The organism is Kribbella sp. NPDC055071, from assembly GCF_053608045.1.
On the sequence record NZ_JBSGUS010000032.1, the window covers coordinates 44,377 to 67,775 of the forward strand.

Below are 23,399 nucleotides of genomic sequence, written 5' to 3' on the forward strand. Positions count from 1 at the left end.
GCTCACGAGTGTCGCCGTCATTGACGCGCCGCCAGCCGCCTCGACAGCTTGCTGCCAGCGCCCGTCGCCGGCGCGATCGGGCGCAACGATGAAGCATGATCACTCGTACGGAGGCCGAACAGATCGCGGCCAGGTGGATCGCGGACACCGCGGGCGCTGTCCCCGAGCCGGTGGCGAAGGTGCACGAGTTCGAGCTCGGGTACGTCGTGACACCGAGGCCGGCCGGTCTGGGTGTTGCCCGCGGCATCGTCGACGCGGAGACTGGTGAGCTGTCGGTGTGGCCGTCGTTGCCGTTGGCCGCAGTGATGGAAATGTACCGAGCGCATCGGGCCGAAGAGCCGCCCGCGCCGAGGACCTGGGATCCAGCCGATCAGATCCGTGCCGACCTACGCCGCGTCGGGACGCCTGCCACCGTGACCGAGCTCCGGTATGGCGAACGCCTGATAGTTGCCCGCAGCCTCAAAGGCCCGGCCGAGCCGAACCACCATCCCCTGGTGCGGGACTTCTTCACCGCCGAGCTTCCGGCCGAATATCGCGAACGCGGGCACACGCGGTGTTCGCACGCAGCGGCATTGTCCGACGCCCTGCACGCCGAGGACGCGCGCCGAGCGGCGGCCGGTGCCCCGAACGTCGGCCTGAGTGAGGTGCGGGCCGAACTGTTCCGGGACGCCGAGCTGATCACTCGCCGGATCCGTGAGCGCGGCGATCCGGCCGCCGGCTTGTTGGCACTGCCCTGCGTCTCATGCGCGCTGTTGATGCTGCACCTGGGAATCGACGTACGGGAAGGAGGAATCGATGACGTTTCGCTTTCCCCGGGAGGTCGGGATCGTGCTGGCCGCGGCCGGCTGGTACCAGGGCCGGCGCGATGAGTTGTACGTCGCCCGCGCGACCCGCCGGCTGCAGGAGCAGGCAAGCCGGTTCAGCGATCGGGCCGGCGGGCGGTTTCACCTGTTCCCGGCGGCGTCCGCCGTACTGGCGGAGTTCGGCGGGATCGCGGTCGAGCAGGACGGACCCGGTCGGCAGGTACGGCGTCGACCGTTCGAGTTCGACGTGGTGCAGGTGGCCGCGACCACGCAGACCCTGGCCGGCTTCAGCGAGGTGATCGGGCGCAGGGTGCTGCCGATCGGGCTCGAGGGCGCCAATGACTCCATCCTCGCCATCGACGAGGACGGACGCGTGTTCGCGCTCGACCACGCCGGCGACTGGTTCCTCGGCCCGTCGATCGACGCGGCTCTCACCACCCTCGTCACCGGCACCCGTCCACCCAGACTCACTGAAGCCGGGACTTGGTAGCAGTCGTGAGCTCGTTGACAGCGGCAACGACCTGCGCGAGTTCGGCTTCGGTGTTGTAGTAGTGCGGCGAGAATCGAACGCTCCAGTCGACGTCTTTGTCGCCGAAGTCGAATTGGGCGAACCTGCGGAAGCTCAGCGCCGAATTGATGCCGCGGGCATCCAATTCCTTCTTGAACGCTTCGGCCGACCAGCCTTCGACCGCAATGGTGACCAAGGCGCCGAGCTTGCTGCCGCGATCGAGCGCGCGGATCCCCGGCAGCGCGTCGAGTCCGTCGCGCAACTGCCTGGCCAACTCCGGAGTCCGTACCGAGATCGCCTCGATGCCGACCTCGCGGGCATACCGGACGGCGGTCGCACAACCGAGCAACGTCGCGTACGGAAACTCCCATTCCTCGAAGCGGGCGGCGGTCCGTGCGGGGGTGTAGCCGTCCGCGGTGGACCAGTCGGCGCCGCGCATGTCGAGGAAGAGTGGCTCGTAGCCGGCTTCGAGCACGCGGTCGGAGACGAACAGGAAGCCCGATCCACGCGGGCCGCGGAGGAATTTCCGGCAGGTTCCGGTGAGCAGGTCGCAGCCGATCTCCTCGACGTCGAGCGGGTACTGGCCGACCGACTGGCAGGCATCGACCAGGTACAGCAGGTCGAGCTCACGGCAGTGCCGGCCGATCTCGGCCACCGGCTGAACCAGGCCGGAGTTCGTCGGGATGTGCGTCGCGGCGACGAGTCGCGGGCGACGAGCCTTCATCAGCGCGACCATCGCCGTCACGTCCACGCCACCCTCGGGCAGGTCCGGCGCGTGCACGATCTCGACCCCGAACCGCTTGCGCAGCGAGAGGAACGCGATCTGGTTGGAGATGAAGTCGTTGCGCGTCGTGAGGATGATGTCGCCGCGTTCGAAGGGAATCGACGACAGCGCCGTCGCGTAGGCATGGGTCGCGCTGCCGGAGAAGGCGATGTTGTGCGGACCGCAGCCGATCAGGGCGGCGAGCTCGGTGTAGAAGGTACGGACCTGGTCCGCGGCGTGGTCGGACGCCTCGTACCCGCCGAGCTGAGCCTCGAGTTGCAGGTGCGTCACCATCGTCGCGAGGGTCGGAGCCGCGAGCAGCCCGCACCCGGCATTGTTGAAGTGAATGACCTCTTCACAGCCCGGGGTGTCGGCCCGGAGCGCCGATAGCGATTCTGGTGTCGGCGCAGTAGCACTACCATGTACTCTCATGAACGAGAGTAGCACTTCTGGAGAGCTGCTCGGCCTGCTCCGTGGCCTGGTTCGCGACCTTGCAGCCGGGGACAAGCTTCCGAGCAGTCGGGAGCTGATCGATCGCTACCGCGTCGGCCCGGGCACAGTCTCCAGGGCAGTAGCGCAACTGGCCGCCGAGGGAGTTGTGGTCACTCGTCCTGGCAGCGGCACCTACGTCGCAGCCAAGCCGCCGCAGACCGGCGCGACTCTCGACACTGCCTGGCAAACCGTCGCTCTGGCGGATCGCAGCGTCGACGCACGGTCCCTCGCCGACGCGCTCGGGCCGGTGCCGGAGGGCGCGATCCGTCTCGACGGTGGGTATCTGCATCGGTCGCTCCAGCCGACGCGTGCCCTGAGCTCCGCGCTCGCGCGGGCCGCGCGCCGTCCCGACGCGTGGGATCGTGCACCGGCCGGCGGCTTGACGGCGCTTCGCACGGTCTTCGCGACGATGGCCGGCTCTGGTGTGACTGCCGATGATGTGCTGGTCACGGCCGGCGGCCAAAGTGCGCTCTCCATCGCGTTCCGAGGAATTGCCGCGCCGGGGAGCCCGGTCCTGGTCGAGACTCCGACGTACCCAGGAGCGCTTGCGGCGGCTCGCGCGGCTGGTCTCAGCCCGGTTCCGGTTCCGGTGGATGGAGACGGCATTCGACCGGACCTGCTGGCGGAGACGTTCGAGCGGTCGGGCGCGCGGCTGCTCTACTGTCAGCCGACGTACCAGAATCCAACCGGCGCGGTCCTCGCCGCCGACCGCCGGCGGCAGGTCCTCGAGGTAGCGCGGGCGGCTGGTGCGTTCGTGCTCGAGGACGACTTTGCCCGGCTGCTCGGTCACGGTTCGTCGAGCGCTGAACCATTGCTCAGTCTGGATCGCGACGGCACTGTCGTCTATCTGACCTCGCTGACGAAGCCCGCCGCGCCGAGTCTGCGGATCGGCGCGCTCATTGCCCGCGGGCCGGTGATCGAACGCTTACGAGCGATTCGGCAGGTCGACGACTTCTTCATCCCGCGTCCCTTGCAGGAGGCCGCGCTCGAGTTGCTCAGCTCACCCGCGTGGGAGCGGCACGTGCGCGCTCTCGGCAAGGTGCTGCGCGAGCGGTGTCATGAGTTGGCGACAGGGCTAGCCGAGGTGCAGCCCGACTGGACGGTCCACAATCTGCCGGCCGGCGGACTGCATCTGTGGGTGCGGCTCCCGGCCGGAGTGGATGACGTGGTCGTCGCCGGCCGGGCTCGGGAGCTCGGCGTTGTGGTGAGCGCTGGTGGTCGCTATTTCGCCGCCGAGCGGTCGGGAGCGTGGCTGCGCTTCAACTTCGCGGCCGCCGCGTCCGGCGAGCTGGCTACGGCTGCACAACGGCTTGCTGGGCTCTGAGGAACCCTTCCCTGGTGAGGAAAGCGAACTGGGCGGTCTTCGTCGTACCGTCGGGCTGGGTGATCTTGGCTTCCGGTCCGAGCGCGAAACCGGTACGGCGGAAGCGGTCGATGGCGGCGGTGTTGCGGACGTCGGGCTCGACGACGACGCGAGGATGACCGAGGTGGACGAAGACGAACTGACCGACGGCGGTCAGCAGTTGCCCGGTGAAACCAGGGCGTGGATCGCCGGGCGCGATCAGTAGATGCAGCCCGAGGTCGCCGGCCTGGATGTCGTACGCCGCACCCGCCGGATCGGCCTGTGGATCGTACGTCTGCAACAGCGCCACCGGTACGTCGTCCAGCCGGGCGACGTACACGTGATGCGTCGGCACCGAGTCCAGGAACCCGTAGATTGCCGCGACCTCGTCCCGCGACAGCTCACCCATTCCCCAGAACGTCGCGCGCTCGGCCGTCACCCACTCGTGGATGAGATCGAGATCCCGCTCCGGATCCGCCTCGACGAGCCCAACCGTGCCGAAACCTTCCAGGGTCGTCGTAAAACTGCGGTCCTCTCGGGTCAGTGCACTCTCGACCGGAGCCAGTTCGCCGCGCAACCACAGCGGGAGCTGATCGTGGTGATGCGGATCCCCGAGTACGCCGGACGCACCCAGCGGCACGATCCATCCACTGGCCGAGCGGTCGGCCAGATCCCAGGCATAGCGGGCCGCAGAGCCGCGGATACACACGTCGGTCAGACCCGGCAGGCTCGCCGTCGACATCACGCAGTGGTGGTCGCCGGAGAGACCAAGATCGAACGGCTCCTCGTTCGCCGCGAAGACCGGACCCCGGAGGGCGTGCAGCGGTGAGAGTTGGTGGGTCTCTCCCCACGGCGGTCGGGGTTTGCGCGCGGCGACTTCCTCGAGTGCCTCGCGCGCCAGCCAGGCCACGTTGATGTCGGGGAGGTCGGTGGCGAGCAGGCTCTCGAGGGCATACGAGACGTGCGTCAGGGTATCCATCCACGGTGCGAACACCTCGGGAACCTCGGCGTTGTCGAGGACGGTGAAGTGATCGGTGAGGCGGGAGATGAGCGCCTTGCGGAGGGCGGCGTACGACGAAGCTGTGGTGCTCGTGGCGTCCATGCGCCTGTCCCAGGACAGGAGTTCGGTGCGTAGGGCAACGGCTTGGGTGGAGAGATCTTCCATGCCCGGCAGGAACTTCAGGACCGACTCCGCGGATCCGAGGAAGGTATCGGTGTGGATCTGCGGCATCTCGCTCGCCGACCAATCATCCCGCGCGGTGACCAGTTCGCGGATCCGGCGGGCGCGATGCGGTGCGGCGAACTCGACCCCCAACGGTTCGGCAAGCTCACGCGCGTTCGCCATCACCGCGGGACCGTCAACCGTCTCCCGCGGCATCTCTTCCCAGCCCTCCCACGCATGCTGGGCCTCCCACGCCGGCACGATCCGCCACCGATTGTCGGAGTGCCGCTTCGGGACGAGACCGGCCGTCCGATGCAACAACCCACCCTCGGTGTCAGCCGCCTGAATCACGTTGACCGGCTCCACCCAACCGTCAACTGCGGCATCGATCTCCGCAACGGTAGTTGCCTGCAGCAACTTAGGCAGCACCTCGAACCCCAGCCGACCGGTGACCCGCGGCGGATACCGCAACGAGACCGCCCACTCACCGTCGGCCCACCTCGACTCAACCACCAGGCTGGATCCAGGGCCGACCGTGCCGGCGCTGGATCCGGGGCTGACCGTCCCGGAGCCGGTGATTATTACCGGACCTCGGTCGGTTTCGATGACCTCGACCTCGATCGGGTCTGCGTCGGCTACTTCGATCTCTTCGGTGTGCGTGGCGCAGGGGGTCCAGCCATCCGGGCCTAGGGCTTCGAGGCCGGTGGGAGTCCGGCGGAGTTGTTCGGAGTAGAGGTCTTGGTAGTCGGCCATCGCGTTCGTGATGGCCCAGGCGACGCTGCCGGTGTGGCCGAAATGGGCGATGCCTGGGATCCCCGGGACCGCAAGGCCGAGAACGTCGTACTCGGGGCAGGTCAGCCGGATCTGCTGGTAGACCCCAGGGCTCTCGATGTACCGGTGTGGATCGCCCGCGACGATCGCCTGGCCGGATGCGGTGTGTGAGCCCGGGATCAACCATCCATTGCTGCCGGCGCCGTGCGGTCCCTCCGAGCTGAACCAGTCGATTGCCTCGTCACCCAACTGCTCGGCGACATGCGTCCGCCACAGCTTGGTCGGGAAGCCGGCGAAGAGCACATGCACCGCGAGCCAGATCCCGAGCGGCGCCCACGGCTCCCACGCCTGCAAGGTCAGCCCGGTCTCGGCGAACTCCGGTGCGCGATCCGCCCCACCCGGGAGCCCGTGGTTCACCCCTTCGACGTACGCCGTGACCCACTCGCGGGTGTCCGCATCGAGCGCCTCGAAGCACCGCTGTGCCGTGTCGGCGAGACGAGCCTGTCGGGCGAACACATCCCAGCCCGCGGCCTCGGAACCGAGGAACGCGGCGGTGGTCCCGAGCCACCGGCGGCGCTCGAGCTCGACCTGCCAGGCCCGGTCGCGCGCGGTCGTGACGCCTTGCAGATACACGAGAGCGAGCGGGTCGCCGGCCTGGAGTTGAGGTACGCCGTGGGGATCCCGGAACACCCTCGCGTTCACCTTGTTCCTCGTTTCAGTTAGGTTAGGCTGCGCTAACTTACCGAGCAGCGATTCCGCTGACAACTGCAATTGTCGCTGGAGGTCCGCCGTGGGGCATGGCTGGGAAGGCGTGGTGCTCAAGCTCTTTCGCGGGAAGGACTTCGTCCTCACCGTGACGGGTGCCGAACAGGTCACCGAGCGCTACCAACGCGTGCAGTTCACCGACGGTGGGCTGCTGGCCGCGACCGGGGTGCGCCCGACCATGTGGGTGCGGTTGTGGTTCGACAACGCGGGCAAACCGCATCAGCGCGCGTACACGCTGGTCGATCCGAACGTCGAGGCCGGCACCTTCAGCCTGGAGTTCGCGCTGCACGACGGCTGTGCGAGCGACTGGTCCCGCAAGGCCCAGCCGGGGGACACGATCGACGCGACCGTGCAGGGGACCGGGTTCGAGGTGCCGGATCCGCTGCCGGCGCGGATGCTGGTGATCGGCGACCCCGCATCCCTCCCTGCGATCAACTCGCTGCTCGCGGTCGCGCCGAAGCTCCCGGCAATCATCTGGTTCGAGACCACCCACGAGGGCGATCACGAGCTGCCGTTCCGTCTCGATCCCGAGCGGCACGAGCTGCGCACAGTCCCGCGCCCCGAGCTGATCGAGAACGTACGGGCGAGCCTCCCGAAGCTCCTCGGGGACGACGCGTTCGTCTGGATCGCCTGTGACACCAGCACCACCCGCGAGCTCACGTCGTACGTCGTCAAAGACCTCGCCGTCCCCAAACACCGCGTCAAATCCCTGGGCTACTGGAAGGCCGACTAGTCACGCGGCGGCGTCGCGGGTTTTGACTTGTTCGAAGGCGTAGTAGAGGGCTAGTAGGAAGACTGCGAGGAGCGTCAGTTCGGGGGAGAGGAACGACAGGCCGATGGTGGCCGCGTAGATCACCGTGCCGAACGACCACCTGATCATCGACTTGCGGATCTGTGCCTTGGTCATGTCGTGGTCGACGAGGTGGTGACGCAGGACGTACCACCAGATCAGGCTGAACGAGGCACCGGCCAGGGTCAGGTTGGCGCCGTACACGGCCCCGGCGACGCTGGCGTTGATCGACGTCTCGTCCTGCAGATGCTCGGCGAAGAGACTCGTCGGGAACGGCAGCAGTGTCGCCCACAACAGCAGGATCAGGTTGAGGAACATCAGCCCGCGGTCGGCGCGCTGGATCTGCCGGAACATCGAGTGGTGGTTGACCCACATGATCCCGAGGATCGCGAAGCTGGTCAGGTACGCGGCGAACTGCGGCCACTCGTGCAGCAACGCCGGCCACAGCTTCTCGCCCTCCTCGAGCTCCGGACTCTTCAGCTCCAGCACCAGCAGGGTGATCGCGATCGCGAACACCCCGTCGCTGAACGCTTCCAGCCGTGTGGTCTCGGCGAGGTTGGACTGTGTACTCACAGGCACAGTCTGGCCCCTCGGGGGAGCGGAACCGCGCTCCGAGCCGATCGCTGGGAGCGTAATCGCGACCTTGGCTCAGCCGATGCCGACGGTGGACTCGCGGGTGTGGAGCTCGTACGGCGCGACGCGCTCGACGCGCTCGGAGTCGTCGCCGCCCATCCGCTTGACCAGCAGTTCTACCGCGGTCCGGGCGATCTGGATCCGGTTCGGGTCGACCGTCGTCAGGGTCGGAGTGCTGTAGCTCGCCTCGTCGATGTTGTCGAAGCCGGCCACCGCGACCTCGTCCGGGATCCGGATGCCGCGCGCGATCAGTCCACGGATCGCACCGAGCGCGAGCGTGTCGTTCATGGCCAGAACGGCGTCGAACTCCGCCCCGGTCGCGAGCAGCTCCTCGACGGCCGCCGCCCCACTCGATCGGCGCCACTCTCCTCCGGACACGGCCAGCCCCTGCGGCACGGGTACGCCGTACTTGGTCAGCGTCTCGGTGTACGCGCCGTACCGGATGGCGGCGGTGCCGACCTGTTCACCCGGGCTGAAGCCGATCACCGCGATCCGTCGCCGGCCCTGGTCGAGGAGGTGGCGGACGACCGCCTTGGTGCCCTCGACGTTGTCGATCATCACGTGGTCGACCGGGGCGTGGAACATCCGCTCACCGAGCAACACCATCGGTGTCGGCGTCCGCAGCTCGTCGATGTCCTCCGGGCCGAGGCCGAGCGGGCTGTACAGCAGGCCGTCGACGAGATGACCGCGCGGCCGGGCCAGCGCGGTCAGCTCGCGTTCGCGATCGGCGCCCGTGGTCTCGATCATCACGGTCAGACCGTGCTCGCCGGCCGCCGCGATGGCCGCGTCGGCGAGCTCGGCGAAGTACGGGTTGGTCAGCTCGGGCACGGCCAGCGCGATGATGCCGGTCCGGCCGGACTTCAGGTTCCGGGCCGAGATGTTCAGTTGGTAGCCGAGGGCATCGATCGATGCGAGCACCTTGGTCCGGGTCGCCGCGCGGATGTACGGATATCCGTTCATCACGTTGGAGACCGTCTTCGGCGACACCCCGGCATGCCGGGCGACATCCCGCATCGTCACCGCCACGGGCGCGACCCTACCCACCGGTCGCTCAGCTGTCTCCCGATCCGTCGGTTTCGTCCGTCTGGTGGGCCGGGTGCAGCGGGTGGTTCGGCTGCGGTCCGGCGGAGACGTCGCCGGGGTGGTCCGGTGCATCGACCTCGTGGTTGGTCAACTCGACGCCCTCCTCACGCAGCGTCTCGTCCACCTCCGGGTCCAGCTCATGACCGGGCAACGGCAGTCCGGGCCTGTCAAAACTCATAACACCCTCCCAAGAGTCGACGCTCGTCGACCAAAGGTACGACGCCGGACCGGCCGCAGCCACCTACAACCCCATCAGCGGTCGCTGGGTGGGCGCCGGCGTGCTTCGGGGGTGGTCAGGGAGCGGGGGCGCCAGGCGGCGTCGGTGCGGAAGTAGTCGGTGCCGGGCGGGACGATCTCGTCGATCTGGTCGAGGGTCGCGTCGTCGAGAGTGAGGTCGGCGGCCTTGAGGAGACCGTCGAGCTGTTCCATCGTGCGGGGTCCGCTGATGACGGACGTGACCGCGGGATGGGTGGTGACGAACGCGAGCGCGAGCTCCGGCAGCGAGACCCCGATGCCCTCGGCGACCTTGATCAGGCCTTCGACGGCGTCGTACTTGGCGGCGTTCTCGGGCAGCGCCGGGTCGAAGCGGTGTGGCGCCAGGGCGGCGCGGCCGGAGGTGAGGTCGACCGGCTGGTCCTTGCGGAGCTTGCCGGTCAGGAATCCCCACGCGAGCGGGCTCCACGTCAGCACACCCATCCCGAGCCGCTGACAGGTCGGCAGGACCGAGGTCTCGACGCCACGGCTGATCATCGAGTACGGCGGTTGCTCGGTCCGGAAACGTCCGTACCCGCGCCGCTCGGACACGTGGTACGCCTCGACCAGGTCCTCGGCCGGGAACGTCGAGCACCCGAACGCGCGGATCTTCCCCGCGCTGACCAGATCGCTCAGGACCCAGAGCGTCTCCTCGATATCCGTCGTCTCGTCCGGCCGGTGGATCTGGTACAGATCGATCCAGTCGGTGTCGAGGCGGCGCAGGCTGTCCTCGACCGCCCGGGTGATCCAGCGGCGCGAGTTGCCGCTCTGGTTCCGCGTACCGTCCTGCAGCGGGAAATGCACCTTGGTCGCGAGGACGACGTCGTCGCGCCGCCCCTTCAGCGCCTTGCCGACGATCTCCTCGGACTCGCCGGAGGAGTACATGTCCGCGGTGTCGACGAAGTTGATGCCCTGGTCGAGCGCGGCGTGGATGGTCCGGGCCGAATCTTCGTGATCGGAGTTGCCGATCGCGCCGAACATCATCGCCCCGAGGCAGTGCGCACTGACCTCGATCCCGGTCCCACCCAGCGTGCGATAGCGCATGAAAGCTCCTAGCGTTCCGAATAGCCTGACGACCGGAACGCTAGGAGCTAGAGCGCTGTCTAGGTCAAGCCCCTCAGCTGCCGTCGGCTGCGGTGATCTCCGCGACGACCCGCTCCGCGGACTCGAGCGCGCCGTTCATCCAGGCGATCCAGAGCGAGGTGTGCTCGCCGGCGAAGTGGATGCGGTTCTCGGCCCGGCGCATCACCGGGAACAGGGACCGCAGCTCACCGGGTTGTACCCAGCCGGTCACTCCGCCGATCCACGGATCCTCCTGCCAGACCTTGCTCACCGCCGCGACCTCCTGCCCCGCGAACCCCGGCAGCAGTTTCCCGAACTCGTGCCGCATCCGCGGAATCCGTGCGTACTCCGGCCGCGACGCGAAGTCGATCGCGTCGGTGTCGAGCATGTAGCTGTGGACCATGCCGAGCGTGCGATCGTGCTGCTGCGAGCTCGTGTTCCAGATCCGGCCGACCGAGGTGTCGGTGCCGACCAGCTCGAGCCCACCGAGCCGACCGAGCGGGTCGTCGGCCCAGAACCGCGTCTTGGTCTGGAAGAAGCAGCGCGCCGCGGGGACGTACTTCAGCCCGTGGATCGCATCCAGTTTCTGCGTGGACAAGCCGGCACAGGACAGATCGACCTTGCGCAGTGGCGGCATCGGCATCGCGCACACGACCCGATCGGCGCGGATCTCGTGCAGCCCGTGCCGATCGCGGTAGTTGACGCGGAGTCCGCCGTACGACGATGTCACCCGGACGACCTGGCTGCGGTACTTGACCCGCCCGGCGAGTGCGGCCGCGAAAGCCTTCGGCAGCTGGTCGTTGCCGCCCTCGATACTGCGGACAATCTTGCCGTCGGCAACGAGCTCCTCCGCGAACCCGGCCAGCGCGTTGATCCGGCCGAGCCGTCCGTTCTGCGCGAAGAACCAGTCCGTCCAGCCCGACGATGCACCGCGGCCGCGCATGTACGACGTGAACGTCTCGCGGTCCAGCTCGGCCGTCGTCGGGAATCCACCCGGCCAGGCCGGTGAATGGACGTCGCCGAGCAGTCCGAAGCCGGATTCGACGTACTGCGGGAAGAACGCGAACGGGTTGGCCCGTTCGGCCGGTGTCATGGTCGGGATCGACCAGGGCTCACCGGGCGCCGGTGCGACGAAGCGTTTGCCGCCGATGAAGAACGCCCGCCGGCCCTCGTCGTACGGGATCAGGTTGAGGCCGAAGTGGTCGACGTAGTGATTGGTGAACTCGTGGTTCTCGAAAATCCTGGTCGCGCCGAGCTCCGCGTGGCCGCCCTGGTGGAAGCCGTCGCGGTGCGTGAGTACGCGCCCACCTGGACGGTTCTGCGCCTCGAGTACGACGACGTCGTACCCGCCCTGCATGAGGTTGTACGCCGAACTGAGGCCGGCCAATCCTGCTCCGAGCACCACGATTCGCCGGCGCGAGGTGGTTGCCGCGGCTGATGTGGCGGCGGAGGTGGCTGGGACGGCCGCGGCGGCGGTGATCGCTCCGGCGGCCTGCAGGAATCTTCGGCGGTCGATGGTTGCCATAGCTGGCTCCTTTCAGCACTGACTCGGAGCCGGTACGGCGTTAACACGCGGGCCGGATCCGTCGAACCGGAACCGTCGCGGGGTGCGTAGGGCATAGGCAGGTCTGAGCCCCGGGATGGGTGATTGCCACCGATGTAGACGGCCGGTGGTTGGCCGGAGCATGAGATTCCATGACGACCTTGATGGCACAGGAGACGCTGGGGGAGCGCTTTCGGGAGGGTGACGGGTCGGCGTTGGACGAGATGTACGAGCGGTACTCGGCGCCGATGTACGCGACCGCGCTGAACCTGCTGGGGAACCGTGAGCACGCGGCCGACGCCGTACAGCGAGCCTTCGTGCAGGCGTGGCGCGCGGCGGACCGCTTCGACCCGGCGCGGGAGCTGAAGCCCTGGCTGTACGCGATCACGCGCCGGGCCGCGGTGGACATCTACCGGCGGGAACATCGTACCCAGCAGCAGTTGAGCTTCGACGACGCGGTCGAAACGATCGTCGCGGAGCCGCCGAACATCGTGACGGTCTGGCAGGCCTGGCAGGTGCGGGAGGCGTTGGGCCGGCTGCGGCCGCGGGAGGCGCAGGTGCTGCGACTCGCGTACTACGACGGGCTGACGCAGACCGAGATCGCCGACCGGCTCGGCGTACCGCTCGGCACGGTGAAGAGCCGCACCTCCCGGGCACAGCGGCGATTGGCGGCCCTGCTCGCTCACCTTCGGGACACGTAGGGTGAAAGGGTGGACTTCGCTGAGCTGTGGGAGCCGGAACCGGGCTGGTTGAACACTGCCTCGTACGGCCTGCCGCCGCGCCCGGCCTGGGAGGCGTTGCAGGCTGCGCTCTCCGACTGGCGTGTCGGTGCGACGAGCTGGGAGCCGTGGGACGAGTCGACGACGCGGGCGCGGGAGTCGTTCGCGCGGCTCGTCGGGGCGTCGGCGGCTGATGTGTTCGTGGGCAGCACGGTGTCGGCGGCGGTCGCGCCGATCGCGGCGGCGTTGCCGGATGGGTCGACGGTGCTGACGGATGACGTTGAGTTCACGTCGAACGTGTTCCCGTGGCAGGTGCATGCGGACCGTGGCGTGTCGGTGGTCGGCGTACCGGGGTCTGAGTTGGTCGCGGCGATTCGGCCTGGGATCGATCTGGTTGCGGTGAGTGCGGTGCAGTCGTCGACTGGCGCCGTACTCGATCTGGCCGGGGTTGTTGCTGCTAGCAAGGAAGTTGGCGCGCTGGTGGTGATCGATGCTTCGCAGGCGCTGGGGTGGCTGCCGTTGCGGGTCGACGGGGTCGATGCGCTGATCACGCACACCTACAAGTGGTTGATGTCGCCGCGCGGTGCGACGATCGGGTATCTGTCGCCGCGGGCTGCAGGCTCTGTGCCGGCCGTCTGCGGCTGGGTGGTACGCCGCGGCCGATGTGCACGGCTCGTACTACGGGACTCGGATGGAGCTCGCCTCGGGGGCGCGGCGGTTCGATCAGTCGCCGGCGTGGTTCTGTTTCGTCGGTGCGGCACCTGCGCTGGAGCTGATCGAGGAGATCGGGGTCGAGACGATCCACGAGCACAATGTGGGGTTGGCGAACGAGTTCCGGGCCGGGCTCGGGCTTCCGGCCGGGGATTCCGCGATCGTGAGTACGGCGTTGGCCGGGGCGGAGGCCGCCTTCGCGGCGGCCGGGATCCGCGCGGCTGTCCGGGACGGGAAACTGCGCGCGTCGTTCCACATCTATACGACGCAGGCCGATGTCCATCAGGCGCTCGCCGCGCTGAAGCCCTTGCTCTGAAGGATAAACTGCCGACTATGGACGCTGGACTGAGTATCGGGCAGGTCGCTGAGCGGACCGGGCTGAGCGTGCATGCGCTGCGCTTCTACGAACGTGAGGGCCTGCTGGCCGACGCCGTACGACGAGAGTCGAACGGGCGGCGGGTCTACACCGAGGACGACGTCGAGTGGCTCGAGATGTGCATCAAGTTCCGCTCCTCCGGGATGCCGCTGGAGACGATCCGCAAGTACACCGAGCTCGTCCGGCAGGGCCGCGGAAACGAGGCCGAGCGCCTGGACCTCCTGCGGAGCCACCAGGACTCCATCACCGCCCAGATCCAAGATCTCAACGAGTGCCTGAACATCATCACCCACAAAGTCTCCATCTACGAGACCCACCTCGCCGAAGGCACCGCAGACTGTCTCTGGGTAGGCCCGCCGCCCCAAACCGAATCCAGCGAAGCCTCCTGAACCCAGGCTCCCGAAGAACAAGAAGTATCAGTTGTTATGAGGGTGTGTAGGCAAGACGGTCACCGCTGCGCGGCTGACTTTGTCGCCTTCGGCGGGGCGCTGATGGTTGATACGCGCTCGGGTGGTGTGCGCGAGCGCGTGTGGTGATAGCGGGTGCCGGGACCGGGATGTGGTTGCCGCGGTTCCGCGCTGCGTGATCGTGCTGGTCGGGTGGGGGGTGATCACGGCAGAGGATATCCGGCTCTTGTGTCGGATGTGTGGGTTGATGCGGACAGCGCTTCGCGGCGGCTGGCCCGTTTGCCGCCTTCGGCGGGGGCCGCGGATGGCTGTTGTGCGCTCAGGTCGTGCGCGCGAGCCGGGTGATGACAGCGGGTGCCGGCGATGTGATCATCGCGGTCCCCGGACCCCTTGGGGAGTTGTGAGCCGGGTTCAGGTGATCGAGTCGTGGATCCGGGTCAGGAATCGGCGGCGAGTTTCGCCGATATCCACGACTCGAAATCCCGGCCCGAACCACTCACCACGACTCGAAAACCCGGCCCGAACCCAGTCGCCACGACTCGATGCGCCAACCACGTCCGCCGCCGGCCACGGCCGGCGCCGTCTTTCCGGAACTTCCTGGTCGCTATCCGCAGATTTACTTCCGGAAAGACCCAGCCCGCCCTCACCACAGTCCACCCCCGTGATCACACCCACCCCGCACGGACCTAGTGCGTCAGCCACACCACGGTCCACTCCCGTGACCACACCCCGCGTGCGACCACTCGGGTGAGCGGCTCCGGAATAGCTGCGATCCTTCCCTGGTCGCGGTGGTGTGGGTCAAGGGTCGAAGATCGCGCAGCGACGCCGAAGGCGCCCTTGAGGCACACCACCGCGACTGGCACGATCACGCAGCCCGGAGACCGCGCCACCACAGTCGCCTCGCGCACACCCACACGAGCCGGCGAATCCACCCACCTGCGCCCCCGCCGCAGGCGGCAACAGGACCAGCCGCCGCGCAGCGGCGACCAATCAACCCACGCATCCGACACAAGAGCCGGTTATCCCCTCGTGTTGGGCCGGTTCGGAGATGGTTGAGTCCTCCCGCAGGGGCCTGGTGTCGGGATGTGACTGGATCTGTCCAGGTGGCGGGATTCGCCTTGGCAGGAAGGAGGTTGGGAGGATATCGCGCCCGATCAGGGAAGAGATCCTCCCCGAACCTGACTGTTCCGGGCCGACAGATCAGCAGGTGGACGGTGTTGTCCGGGTGGCGGGTTTCTGGGCGTGGAACGGGCGACTCACGCCTGACCTCCACCGGAACCGTGGATACCCTCTCTTTTGTTTTGCTCTGACGGCTGGGGGAGCTCAGGTCAGGGGGAGGATCCGGGCGGCTATGGCCTTGGTTGGGCCTGGGTCGATGATGGCTAGGGCGTCTGCTGCGGCTACGCCTCGGAGCATGGCTGAGCCGGCGTGGCCTACTGGTACGGCGCCTTCTGGGGTGAGGCGGACCGGGACGAGTCGGGTGCTGGTTGGGTGGCAGGTTAGGCCGCCTGGGACTGGGGTTCTGGTCAGGTGGGGGAGTCGGAGGCCGCGGAGGCGGGCGATCGTGGGTAGGCCGAGGGTGAGGAAGGCCGCCAGGGCCGCGAACGGGTTGCCGGGGAGGCCGAGGATCAGGCGGCCGTCGGTCAGCTTGGCCAGCGCTTGCGGGTGTCCGGGGCGGCAGGCCACTCCGTCGACGATCAGTTCGGCGCCTAGTGCGGTGAGGGCCGGGCGTAGGTGATCGGCGGGGCCGGACGCGCTCGATCCTGAGACCAGGATCAGGTCTGCGGTCGCTGTTGTCAGACCTTCGATGAGCTCGGCCTGGGAGTCGCGGAGGTGGGTGATCTTGCCTGCGACCGCGCCGGCCTGGGTGATGAGGCCGGGGAGCATGGGGCCGATGGCGTCACGTACTCGGCCTGGTCCGGAGGGGCCTCGGTGGACAAGTTCGTCGCCGGTGATGAAGGCTGCGACTGTTGGTTGCGGGATGACGGTCAGCCGGTTGAGCCCGACGGACGCTGCGAGCCCGAGGACGGCTGGGCCGACGATCACTCCAGCTGGTAGTAGTTGCTCGCCGGCCGCGCACTCTTCGCCGGCTCGCCGGATGTGTCGGCCTTCCTCGGCCGGGCCATGCAGTAGATCACCAACCAGCACAGCATCTTCGGACCGCGCCACAGAGGTAGCTCCCGCCGGGACCGCCGCTCCCGTCACGATCCCGCACGCCTCCCCGTCGGCCAACCCGGTCGACGCCGTACAACTAACCCCCACCTGACCAACCACGCGCCAAGGTCCCGCACCCCGCACCGCAAATCCATCCATAGCCGCCCGATCCACCGGCGGCACACACCCCACCGAAACCAAACCCCCCGCCAACACCCCACCCGCCGCAACCCCAAGCTCCCGCGACACAACACTCCCCGGCGCCGCAGCCGCATAAGCCAACGCCCGCGCCACATCCCACGACAAAACCTCCCGCCGCGCCTGAAGGCCAAGGCCTTCAGAACCTGCTACTTCACAGGCCCCGCCCCCAGCGCCGGTGCCGGCTTCGCTGGCGCTCGCCTGGGTGGTTGTTGCGACGGCCGGTGGTCGGGTGTCGGCTTCACTGGCGCTCGCCTGGGTGGTTGTTGCGACGGCCGGTGCTCGGGTGTCGGCTTGGCTGGGGATTGGGTGGGTTTTGTTGGTGGGGTGGGTCATGGGGATTGGAGTTTTTGGGCGGCTAGGGCTGCTCTGGGGTCTAGGTCTTGGGCGCCGGTGTTTGCGTGGGCTATTAGGGCGGCTTTCATGCGGGGGTCCCAGACTGCTTTGAGGTGGGTGGCTATGGCGGTGGCGGCTTCGTTGGGTGGGCGGTGGGCGAACTGGGCTGCGATCTCGTTGGCCAGGCGGACGTACGGCGGGATCGTGGTTCGGCTCATCGGGGACCACCGGCGATGACGGGCTCCCGGGTGGCTGCGGTGGTGACGGACTCCGGGAGGAGGTCGACCTGGACCGCGGTGACCTTGTATTCGGGGCAGTTCGTGGCCCAGTCGGAGTTGTCGGTGGTGATCACGTTCGCGCCGGTGACGGGGTGGTGGAACGTCGTGTAGCAGACCCCAACCGGCATCCGCTCGGACAACTTGGCCCGCAGCGACGTCCGCCCGACCCGGCTCGACAGCGCGACCTGGTCGCCGTCGGAGATCCCACGGACCTCCGCGTCGTGCGGGTGGAGCTCGAGGATGTCCTCAGGATGCCAAGCGACATTCGCCGTACGACGAGTTTGCGCGCCCACGTTGTACTGCGACAGGATCCGCCCGGTGGTCAGGATCAGCGGGTACTTCCGCGTCGACCGCTCCGACGTCGGCACGTACACGGTCTCCATGAACCGCCCCTTGCCCCGGGTGAACTCCTCCTCGTGCATGATCGGCGTCCCGTCCGGATGCTCGAGGTTGCACGGCCACTGAATTGACCCGGCCTTGTCCAGCTTGTCGAACGAGATCCCCATGAACGTCGGCGTCGTCAGCGCGATCTCGTCCATGATCTGCGCGGCCGATTCGTACTGCATCGGATACCCCATCGCCTGGGCGATCTGGCAGATGATCTGCCACTCGTGCTTGCCGGTCCGCGGCGCCATGATCGGCCGGACCCGATTGATCCGCCGCTCGGCGTTCGTGAATGTCCCGTCCTTCTCCAGGAACGATGTCCCCGGCAACAAAACGTGCGCGAACTTCGCCGTCTCGTTGACGAACAGGTCCTGTACGACGAGCAACTCCAACGCACCCAACGCCGCGAACACATGCTGCGTATTGGGGTCCGACTGGGCAATGTCCTCACCCTGCACGAACAGCGCCCGGAACGAACCGTCGATCGCCGAGCCGAACATGTTGGGGATCCGCAACCCCGGTTCGTTCAAGATCGGCGTACCCCACAGCTGTTCGTACACAGCCCGTACGCCGTCGTCCGACACATGCCGGTATCCCGGCAGCTCGTGCGGGAACGACCCCATGTCGCACGACCCCTGCACGTTGTTCTGCCCACGCAGCGGGTTCACGCCGACCCCGCGCCGGCCGATGTTCCCGGTCGCCATCGCGAGGTTGGCCATGCCCATCACCATCGTCGAGCCCTGGCTGTGCTCGGTGACGCCGAGACCGTAGTAGATCGCGCCGTTCCCGCCGGTCGCGTACAGCCTCGCTGCCGCGCGGATATCCTCGGCCGGTACGCCGCTGATCTCGGCCGCCGCCTCCGGACTGTGCTCGGCTCCCGCGATGAACGACTCCCAGGTCTCGAAGTCCTCACACCGATTGTCGACAAAACGACGATCGACAAGACCCTCGGTCACCACGACATGCGCGATCGCGTTGATGATCGCGACGTTCGTGCCGGGGGCGAGCCGGAGGTGATGAGCCGCCTCGATGTGTGGCGAGCGCACCAGGTCGATCGTGCGTGGGTCGATCACGATCAGCTTCGCACCCTGGCGCAGCCGCTTCTTCATCCGGGATGCGAAGACCGGGTGCGCGTCGGTCGGGTTCGCGCCGATCACCAGGATCACGTCGGCCTCCTCGACCGACTTGAAGTCCTGCGTGCCGGCCGATTCACCGAACGTCTGCTTCAGCCCGTACCCGGTCGGCGAGTGGCAGACCCGAGCACACGTGTCCACGTTGTTGTTGCCGAAGACCGCGCGCACCATCTTCTGGACGGCGTACACCTCTTCGTTCGTGGTCCGTGACGACGTGATCGCGCCGATCGAGCCCTGCCCGTACGACGCCTGGATCTCGCGCAACCGTCGAGCCGTGAACCCGATCGCCTCCTCCCACGAGACCTTCCGCCACTCGTCCGCGATCGAATCCCGCACCATCGGCTCGAGCACGCGGTCCGGGTGGCTGGCGTAGCCGAAGGCGAACCGGCCCTTCACACACGAGTGACCCTCGTTCGCCCCGCCGTTCTTGTACGGAACCATCCGCACGAGCTCGTCGCCCCGCAGTTCGGCCTTGAACGAGCAGCCCACTCCGCAGTACGCACAGGTGGTCACGACCGATCGCGTCGGCATGCCCAGCTCGATGACCGACTTCTCCTGCAGCGTCGCGGTCGGACAAGCCTGAACGCACGCTCCGCACGACACACAATCGGAGTCGAAGAACGATCCGCCCGCACCGGCCGCGACCTTCGAGTCGAAGCCTCGCCCCTCGATCGTCAACGCCAGCGTCCCTTGCACCTCGTCACAGGCCCGAACGCACCGCGAACACGCGATGCACTTCGACGCCTCGAAATCGAAGTACGGGTTGGAGCTGTCCGTCGGCGCATCCAGGTGGTTGGCGCCGGCCTCGACCCCGGAGCCGTAGCGAACCTCACGCAAACCGGTCACGCCGGCCATGTCCTGCAACTCGCAGTCACCGTTGGCCGAGCAGGTCAGGCAGTCCAGCGGGTGATCGGAGATGTACAGCTCCATCACGCCACGACGCAGCTTCCCGAGTCGCTCGTTCTGCGTGTGCACCACCATGCCGTCGCGGACCGGCGTCGTACAGGAGGCCGGCGTACCGCGCACGCCGTCGATCTCGACCACACACAACCGGCACGAACCAAACGCTTCCAGGTTGTCCGTCGCACACAGCTTCGGTACGTCGACCCCTGCCTCCTTGGCCGCCCGCATCACCGAGGTCCCCGGAGGGACCGCAATGGGTACGCCGTCGACCGTCAGAGTCACGGTCGCTGCACCGGGCCGGGCGGGCGTCCCGAAGTCGGGTTCCTTGAGCAAACTCATCGACGTCCTCGCTTCGCTCCGGGCGCCGATGAGGCACGAAAGGGGCTGTGTTGAATGATGAACTCGCTTCGCTCGTTCATGAAGTGAAGTCCTCTCCGAAGTGGCGGACGGCGCTGCGGACGGGCATCGGGGTCAGGCCGCCCATGGCGCAGAGCGAGCCGTCGGTCATGAGTTCGCACAGGTCGTCGAGCAGGACGAGGTTCTTCTTCCGGTCGTCGCCGGCGACGATGCGGTCGATCGTCTCGACGCCGCGGACTGCGCCGACCCGGCACGGCGTGCACTTGCCGCACGACTCGGCCGCGCAGAACTCGAACGCGAACCGAGCCATCGCGGCCATGTCCACGCTGTCGTCGAAGACGACGATGCCGCCGTGCCCGACCATCGCGCCGGCCGCCGCGAACGCCTCGTAGTCCATCGGCAGTTCGAACTGCTCGACCGGCAGGTAGGCCCCCAGTGGCCCACCCACCTGAACGGCTCGTGTCGGCCGACCGCTGGCGGTACCGCCGCCGAAGTCGTTCACCAGTTCGCCGAGCGTGATGCCGAAGGCGGTCTCGACGATCCCGCCGCGGGCCACGTTCCCGCCGAGTTGGAACACGCTCGTCCCCAACGACCGTCCGCTCCCGTAGGCGGCGTACGCGGGCGCGCCGTTCGCGAGGATGGTCGGAACCGTTGCCAACGACAACACATTGTTGACGACGGTCGGGAGGCCGAAAAGCCCTTCCAATGCAGGGATCGGCGGCTTCGCGCGAACCATGCCGCGTTTGCCTTCGAGGCTCTCCAGCATCGAGGTCTCTTCACCGCAGATGTACGCACCCGCGCCGACGCGCACGTGCAGGTCGAAGCCGAACCCTGAGCCGAGGATGTCTGGCCCCAACCAGCCGCGCGCCCGGGCGAGCTCGATTGCAGCCTTCAGCGTCGCGACCGCGTCCGGATACTCCGAGCGCAGGTACACATACCCTTCCGACGCACCAACGGCGTACGCCGCGATCGTCATCCCCTCGATCAGCGTGAACGGGTCGCCCTCGATCAGCATCCGGTCCGCGAACGTACCCGAGTCACCCTCATCCGCGTTGCAGCACACGAACTTCAGGTCCGACTCGGCGCCCAGAACCGTGCGCCACTTGATCCCGGTCGGGAACCCGGCCCCGCCTCGACCCCGCAGCCCGGAGTCGACCACGGTCTCGACCACCTCGGTCGGTTCCAGGGCAAGTGCTTGCCTCAGGCCCGCAATTCCGCCGTACGACGTGTAGTCGTCAGGCGACAGCGGATCCACCACCCCGACCCGGGCGAACGTCAACCGTTGCTGCCGTTTCATCCACGGCAACTCCTCGACCAGGCCAAGAGCCGAGCCCACACCATCCAGCATGCCGCCGGCGACCAGCCCGTCCACGTCTTCAGGTGCGACCGGACCATAGCCGACTCGGCCTTCAGCGGTCTCGACCTCGACCAGAGGCTCCAGCCACAACATGCCGCGCGATCCGGTGCGCACGACCTCGACCGCGCCGCCGATCGCGGCGATCCGCTCGGCGACCTCGTCGGCGCCGACCGAGCGGGCGGCCGAGTCACGAGGGACGAAGATGCGGGTCATCGGACCTCCCTCAGCAACGCGTCCAGTCGCGCCGGCGTGACCCGTCCGTGCAGCTTCTCGCCCACTTGAACCGTCGGCCCGAGCGCACAGTTGCCGAAGCAGTAGATCTCTTCGAGCGTGACGCGTCCGTCGTACGTCGTCTCGCCGAACCCGCAGCCCGCACGCCGTTTCAGATGCTCGGCCAACTCGACCGCGCCCACCGACCGGCAGGCCTCGGCCTGGCAGATCGCCACGGTCGTCCGCCCAGGCGGCGTACGGCGAAAGTCTTTGTAGAACGTGACGACACCGTGCACTTCTGCCACCGAGAGGTTCAGTACGTCGGCGATCACCGGGATGTCACCCTGGTCGACGTACTCGAGCTCTTCCTGCACCGCATGCAGGATCGGGATCAGCGCACCCCGGAGACCGCGGAGCTCAACGGCGATCTCACGCACTCGCTGGGCGCGCCCGGGGACCGGGACGGGGGCGGCGGCCACGACCTCACTCGTCATGTATACAACATTCCGTCGTGGCTACCGCAGGGTCAAAGTAATGCTGTCTATGACGGGATAGTCGCTGCCTATCAAGCACACGTGACAATGGGTACGTGGAGGCTACGGATCACCTGAAGGCGTCGCTGCTCGCGGCGATCGCGCTGGCGAACACCTTCGGCTCCGCCTTGCGCCAGGGCCGGCCGGCGGTTCCTCCGGACACCGATGCTGTTCGAGCGGCGCTGCGACTGACGACGAACCGGATCGAACCGATCGATCTCGACGAGTACGCCGCTGCCGGCACAAACCTGTACGACGCACTCGGCTCGCTGCCCGATGTGGATCGAGCCGTCGAGCTGGTGAACGGCATGCTCCGGGAGACCAAGGCGGAACCGCAGCTCGTCAGGTTCGAGGACGAGCCGTGGCATCTCCATTTCGGTAGTGGATGGCCGGCCGAATTCGCGACTGCGGTGGCGATGCTGCTCGGCAGTGACGACGTCAGCCGGCTCCGTCGCTGTGAGGCGGTCCGCTGCGACGACCTCTTCCTCGACTCGACCCGGAACCGGACGCAGCGGTTCTGCTCAACGGCCTGTCAGAACCGCACCAAGGTCGCCGCCCACCGTGCGCGGCCGGCCACGGCCTGATCCTGTCACCATGGTTGCCTCGGACAACCAGCCGAGCTTTCGGTAGAGCTGGAAGCCATCGGTCGTGGCCATCAGTAGTCCCGTGTGAGCCCCACGCTCCACCGCTCGCCGACCGAGTTCGCCCATCACCACACTGCCGAGCCCGCGCCGCCGGTGCGCCGGGTCGGTCTGGATGTCGTGCATCACTGCGTCTTGACCGACGATCGCCGTCATCCCGTGCGCCGCAACCGATCCGTCGGCGGCCAGCACCCGCACGTACTCCAGCGGCCCATCCGTCTGCAGTTCGATCCCTGTCGCTGCCTGCTGGTGATGCGCACGCAGGTCGATCGACATCAATGTCTTCCGCTCCTCGAACGGCTGCACTCCCGCCGCTTCAAGCCGCCGGGCCGCGGAGTCACCATCCTGCGTGGTCACAGTCAGCCAGACGTCTTCGCTCGTCGCCGTCGCCAACCGATCCACCGTCGCCGGCTCGTCGTTCAGGGCGAACAACTCCCGCTCCCGCCCAGGCAACCCCAGTACGGCGGCCAGTGCGCCGTCGTACTCGATCACCGGCCCCAGACCACGGCACAACCGCCATCCCTCGACCCAACGCCTCACCAGGTCCATGCCCCACCTCCATCTCCACCGCATCCGACAGCACCGCCCACCCACGCCGCCCCTCCCACCCCACCCCTCCGCGATTTGGCTGGCTGACCCACCAATTTGCCTGGTTGACCCACGCCGTCGGGGGGGGGTGTTGGGGGCACAGATGGGGACAAACCCCCCCCCAAACGGGGAGCAACCACAACAC

22 protein-coding genes and 1 pseudogene are annotated in these 23,399 nt (G+C 67.8%); 9 read left to right on the forward strand and 14 right to left on the reverse strand.

Annotated elements, in window-relative coordinates; translation table 11 throughout:
* The first annotated feature begins 95 nt into the window (after positions 1-95).
* Positions 96-869 (forward strand): YwqJ-related putative deaminase, encoded by a 774-nt coding sequence (locus ACWF4Z_RS34675; protein ID WP_452247440.1) that lies wholly within the window; start codon positions 96-98, stop codon positions 867-869.
* Positions 796-1,293, forward strand: a complete 498-nt coding sequence (locus ACWF4Z_RS34680; protein ID WP_452247441.1) for an SUKH-3 domain-containing protein — start codon at positions 796-798, stop codon at positions 1,291-1,293. Before ACWF4Z_RS34675 ends, ACWF4Z_RS34680 begins: the two co-directional genes overlap by 74 nt.
* Here the strand turns inward: ACWF4Z_RS34680 and ACWF4Z_RS34685 are convergent.
* Positions 1,271-2,506 (reverse strand): aminotransferase class V-fold PLP-dependent enzyme, encoded by a 1,236-nt coding sequence (locus tag ACWF4Z_RS34685; protein WP_452247442.1) that lies wholly within the window; start codon positions 2,504-2,506, stop codon positions 1,271-1,273. The two genes, ACWF4Z_RS34680 and ACWF4Z_RS34685, sit on opposite strands and share 23 nt — an antisense overlap.
* On the opposite strand from ACWF4Z_RS34685, the gene ACWF4Z_RS34690 reads away from it, so the two are divergent.
* Entirely contained in the window at positions 2,505-3,890 is a 1,386-nt protein-coding gene (locus ACWF4Z_RS34690) for an aminotransferase-like domain-containing protein (protein ID WP_452247443.1), read from the forward strand. The two genes, ACWF4Z_RS34685 and ACWF4Z_RS34690, sit on opposite strands and share 2 nt — an antisense overlap.
* On the opposite strand, the gene ACWF4Z_RS34695 is transcribed toward ACWF4Z_RS34690, so the two are convergent.
* Complete coding sequence (locus tag ACWF4Z_RS34695; RefSeq protein WP_452247444.1) at positions 3,859-6,543, reverse strand: GNAT family N-acetyltransferase; 2,685 nt, start codon at positions 6,541-6,543, stop codon at positions 3,859-3,861. The two genes, ACWF4Z_RS34690 and ACWF4Z_RS34695, sit on opposite strands and share 32 nt — an antisense overlap.
* An 88-nt stretch (positions 6,544-6,631) precedes the next feature.
* Between ACWF4Z_RS34695 and ACWF4Z_RS34700 the strand changes: the two genes are divergently transcribed.
* Entirely contained in the window at positions 6,632-7,339 is a 708-nt protein-coding gene (locus tag ACWF4Z_RS34700) for a siderophore-interacting protein (RefSeq protein ID WP_452247445.1), read from the forward strand.
* Here the strand turns inward: ACWF4Z_RS34700 and ACWF4Z_RS34705 are convergent, their stop codons facing one another.
* The 5 genes from ACWF4Z_RS34705 to ACWF4Z_RS34725 all read right to left on the reverse strand — a co-directional run bounded on the left by ACWF4Z_RS34705 (position 7,340) and on the right by ACWF4Z_RS34725 (position 11,951).
* The gene (locus ACWF4Z_RS34705) at positions 7,340-7,969 is read right to left on the reverse strand and encodes a TMEM175 family protein (RefSeq protein ID WP_452247446.1); all 630 of its coding nucleotides are present in this window, start codon (positions 7,967-7,969) and stop codon (positions 7,340-7,342) included.
* A gap of 75 nt (positions 7,970-8,044) precedes the next feature.
* The gene (locus ACWF4Z_RS34710) at positions 8,045-9,055 is read right to left on the reverse strand and encodes a LacI family DNA-binding transcriptional regulator (protein WP_452247447.1); all 1,011 of its coding nucleotides are present in this window, start codon (positions 9,053-9,055) and stop codon (positions 8,045-8,047) included.
* A gap of 25 nt (positions 9,056-9,080) precedes the next feature.
* The gene (locus ACWF4Z_RS34715) at positions 9,081-9,290 is read right to left on the reverse strand and encodes a hypothetical protein (protein WP_452247448.1); all 210 of its coding nucleotides are present in this window, start codon (positions 9,288-9,290) and stop codon (positions 9,081-9,083) included.
* A 74-nt stretch (positions 9,291-9,364) separates the two neighbouring features.
* The gene (locus ACWF4Z_RS34720; RefSeq protein WP_452247449.1) at positions 9,365-10,408 is read right to left on the reverse strand and encodes an aldo/keto reductase; all 1,044 of its coding nucleotides are present in this window, start codon (positions 10,406-10,408) and stop codon (positions 9,365-9,367) included.
* A 73-nt stretch (positions 10,409-10,481) separates the two neighbouring features.
* Positions 10,482-11,951, reverse strand: coding sequence for a flavin monoamine oxidase family protein (locus ACWF4Z_RS34725; RefSeq protein ID WP_452247450.1), 1,470 nt, complete (start codon positions 11,949-11,951; stop codon positions 10,482-10,484).
* 170 nt (positions 11,952-12,121) lie between these two features.
* On the opposite strand from ACWF4Z_RS34725, the gene ACWF4Z_RS34730 reads away from it, so the two are divergent.
* Positions 12,122-12,670, forward strand: a complete 549-nt coding sequence (locus ACWF4Z_RS34730; protein ID WP_452247451.1) for an RNA polymerase sigma factor — start codon at positions 12,122-12,124, stop codon at positions 12,668-12,670.
* Here the strand turns inward: ACWF4Z_RS34730 and ACWF4Z_RS34735 are convergent.
* A complete protein-coding gene (locus ACWF4Z_RS34735; protein ID WP_452247461.1) occupies positions 12,652-12,978 on the reverse strand; it encodes a hypothetical protein in 327 nt (108 codons plus the stop codon). The genes ACWF4Z_RS34730 and ACWF4Z_RS34735 overlap by 19 nt on opposite strands.
* Between ACWF4Z_RS34735 and ACWF4Z_RS34740 the strand changes: the two are divergent.
* The 3 genes and pseudogenes from ACWF4Z_RS34740 to ACWF4Z_RS34750 form a co-directional block, all read left to right on the forward strand.
* Positions 12,890-13,255, forward strand: a pseudogene (locus ACWF4Z_RS34740) (aminotransferase class V-fold PLP-dependent enzyme); the annotation flags it as partial. The gene ACWF4Z_RS34735 and the pseudogene ACWF4Z_RS34740 sit on opposite strands and share 89 nt — an antisense overlap.
* Positions 13,256-13,271: 16 nt before the next feature.
* Positions 13,272-13,715 carry a hypothetical protein gene (locus ACWF4Z_RS34745; RefSeq protein ID WP_452247462.1) on the forward strand — a complete coding sequence of 148 codons (444 nt, stop codon included), beginning with the start codon at positions 13,272-13,274 and terminating at the stop codon, positions 13,713-13,715.
* A 17-nt stretch (positions 13,716-13,732) separates the two neighbouring features.
* A complete protein-coding gene (locus ACWF4Z_RS34750) occupies positions 13,733-14,164 on the forward strand; it encodes a MerR family transcriptional regulator (RefSeq protein WP_452247460.1) in 432 nt (143 codons plus the stop codon).
* Positions 14,165-15,505: 1,341 nt separating this feature from the next.
* Here ACWF4Z_RS34750 and ACWF4Z_RS34755 read toward each other — a convergent pair.
* The 5 genes from ACWF4Z_RS34755 to ACWF4Z_RS34775 all read right to left on the reverse strand — a co-directional run bounded on the left by ACWF4Z_RS34755 (position 15,506) and on the right by ACWF4Z_RS34775 (position 21,986).
* On the reverse strand, positions 15,506-16,870 hold the full coding sequence (locus tag ACWF4Z_RS34755) for a molybdopterin molybdotransferase MoeA (protein WP_452247452.1): 1,365 nt from the start codon (positions 16,868-16,870) through the stop codon (positions 15,506-15,508).
* Positions 16,867-17,088 (reverse strand): formate dehydrogenase subunit delta, encoded by a 222-nt coding sequence (locus tag ACWF4Z_RS34760; RefSeq protein WP_452247453.1) that lies wholly within the window; start codon positions 17,086-17,088, stop codon positions 16,867-16,869. Before ACWF4Z_RS34760 ends, ACWF4Z_RS34755 begins: the two co-directional genes overlap by 4 nt.
* Positions 17,085-19,907: a formate dehydrogenase subunit alpha gene (fdhF, locus tag ACWF4Z_RS34765; RefSeq protein WP_452247454.1), complete on the reverse strand. Its 2,823-nt coding sequence runs from the start codon at positions 19,905-19,907 to the stop codon at positions 17,085-17,087. The genes ACWF4Z_RS34760 and fdhF overlap by 4 nt, the downstream gene beginning before the upstream one ends.
* Positions 19,908-19,983: 76 nt before the next feature.
* Positions 19,984-21,495, reverse strand: coding sequence for a formate dehydrogenase beta subunit (locus tag ACWF4Z_RS34770; protein ID WP_452247455.1), 1,512 nt, complete (start codon positions 21,493-21,495; stop codon positions 19,984-19,986).
* Entirely contained in the window at positions 21,492-21,986 is a 495-nt protein-coding gene (locus tag ACWF4Z_RS34775; protein WP_452247456.1) for an NAD(P)H-dependent oxidoreductase subunit E, read from the reverse strand. Before ACWF4Z_RS34775 ends, ACWF4Z_RS34770 begins: the two co-directional genes overlap by 4 nt.
* A 95-nt stretch (positions 21,987-22,081) precedes the next feature.
* Here ACWF4Z_RS34775 and ACWF4Z_RS34780 point away from each other — a divergent pair, with 95 nt between their 5' ends.
* A complete protein-coding gene (locus tag ACWF4Z_RS34780) occupies positions 22,082-22,609 on the forward strand; it encodes a CGNR zinc finger domain-containing protein (RefSeq protein WP_452247457.1) in 528 nt (175 codons plus the stop codon).
* On the opposite strand, the gene ACWF4Z_RS34785 is transcribed toward ACWF4Z_RS34780, so the two are convergent.
* Positions 22,547-23,215 (reverse strand): GNAT family N-acetyltransferase, encoded by a 669-nt coding sequence (locus ACWF4Z_RS34785; RefSeq protein WP_452247458.1) that lies wholly within the window; start codon positions 23,213-23,215, stop codon positions 22,547-22,549. The genes ACWF4Z_RS34780 and ACWF4Z_RS34785 overlap by 63 nt on opposite strands.
* Positions 23,216-23,399 lie beyond the last annotated feature (184 nt).

Excerpts from the sequence above, each read along its gene's own strand:
- ACWF4Z_RS34675 (WP_452247440.1), top strand. The coding sequence starts at position 96 with ATGATCACTCGTACGGAGGCCGAACAGATCGCGGCCAGGTGGATCGCG.
- ACWF4Z_RS34680 (WP_452247441.1), top strand. The coding sequence starts at position 796 with ATGACGTTTCGCTTTCCCCGGGAGGTCGGGATCGTGCTGGCCGCGGCC.
- ACWF4Z_RS34690 (WP_452247443.1), top strand. The coding sequence starts at position 2,505 with ATGAACGAGAGTAGCACTTCTGGAGAGCTGCTCGGCCTGCTCCGTGGC.
- ACWF4Z_RS34685 (WP_452247442.1), bottom strand. The coding sequence starts at position 2,506 with ATGAGAGTACATGGTAGTGCTACTGCGCCGACACCAGAATCGCTATCG.
- ACWF4Z_RS34715 (WP_452247448.1), bottom strand. The coding sequence starts at position 9,290 with ATGAGTTTTGACAGGCCCGGACTGCCGTTGCCCGGTCATGAGCTGGAC.
- ACWF4Z_RS34720 (WP_452247449.1), bottom strand. The coding sequence starts at position 10,408 with ATGCGCTATCGCACGCTGGGTGGGACCGGGATCGAGGTCAGTGCGCAC.
- ACWF4Z_RS34725 (WP_452247450.1), bottom strand. The coding sequence starts at position 11,951 with ATGGCAACCATCGACCGCCGAAGATTCCTGCAGGCCGCCGGAGCGATC.
- ACWF4Z_RS34730 (WP_452247451.1), top strand. The coding sequence starts at position 12,122 with ATGACGACCTTGATGGCACAGGAGACGCTGGGGGAGCGCTTTCGGGAG.
- ACWF4Z_RS34750 (WP_452247460.1), top strand. The coding sequence starts at position 13,733 with ATGGACGCTGGACTGAGTATCGGGCAGGTCGCTGAGCGGACCGGGCTG.
- ACWF4Z_RS34755 (WP_452247452.1), bottom strand. The coding sequence starts at position 16,870 with ATGACCCACCCCACCAACAAAACCCACCCAATCCCCAGCCAAGCCGAC.
- ACWF4Z_RS34760 (WP_452247453.1), bottom strand. The coding sequence starts at position 17,088 with ATGAGCCGAACCACGATCCCGCCGTACGTCCGCCTGGCCAACGAGATC.
- fdhF (WP_452247454.1), bottom strand. The coding sequence starts at position 19,907 with ATGAGTTTGCTCAAGGAACCCGACTTCGGGACGCCCGCCCGGCCCGGT.
- ACWF4Z_RS34770 (WP_452247455.1), bottom strand. The coding sequence starts at position 21,495 with ATGACCCGCATCTTCGTCCCTCGTGACTCGGCCGCCCGCTCGGTCGGC.
- ACWF4Z_RS34775 (WP_452247456.1), bottom strand. The coding sequence starts at position 21,986 with ATGACGAGTGAGGTCGTGGCCGCCGCCCCCGTCCCGGTCCCCGGGCGC.
- ACWF4Z_RS34785 (WP_452247458.1), bottom strand. The coding sequence starts at position 23,215 with ATGGACCTGGTGAGGCGTTGGGTCGAGGGATGGCGGTTGTGCCGTGGT.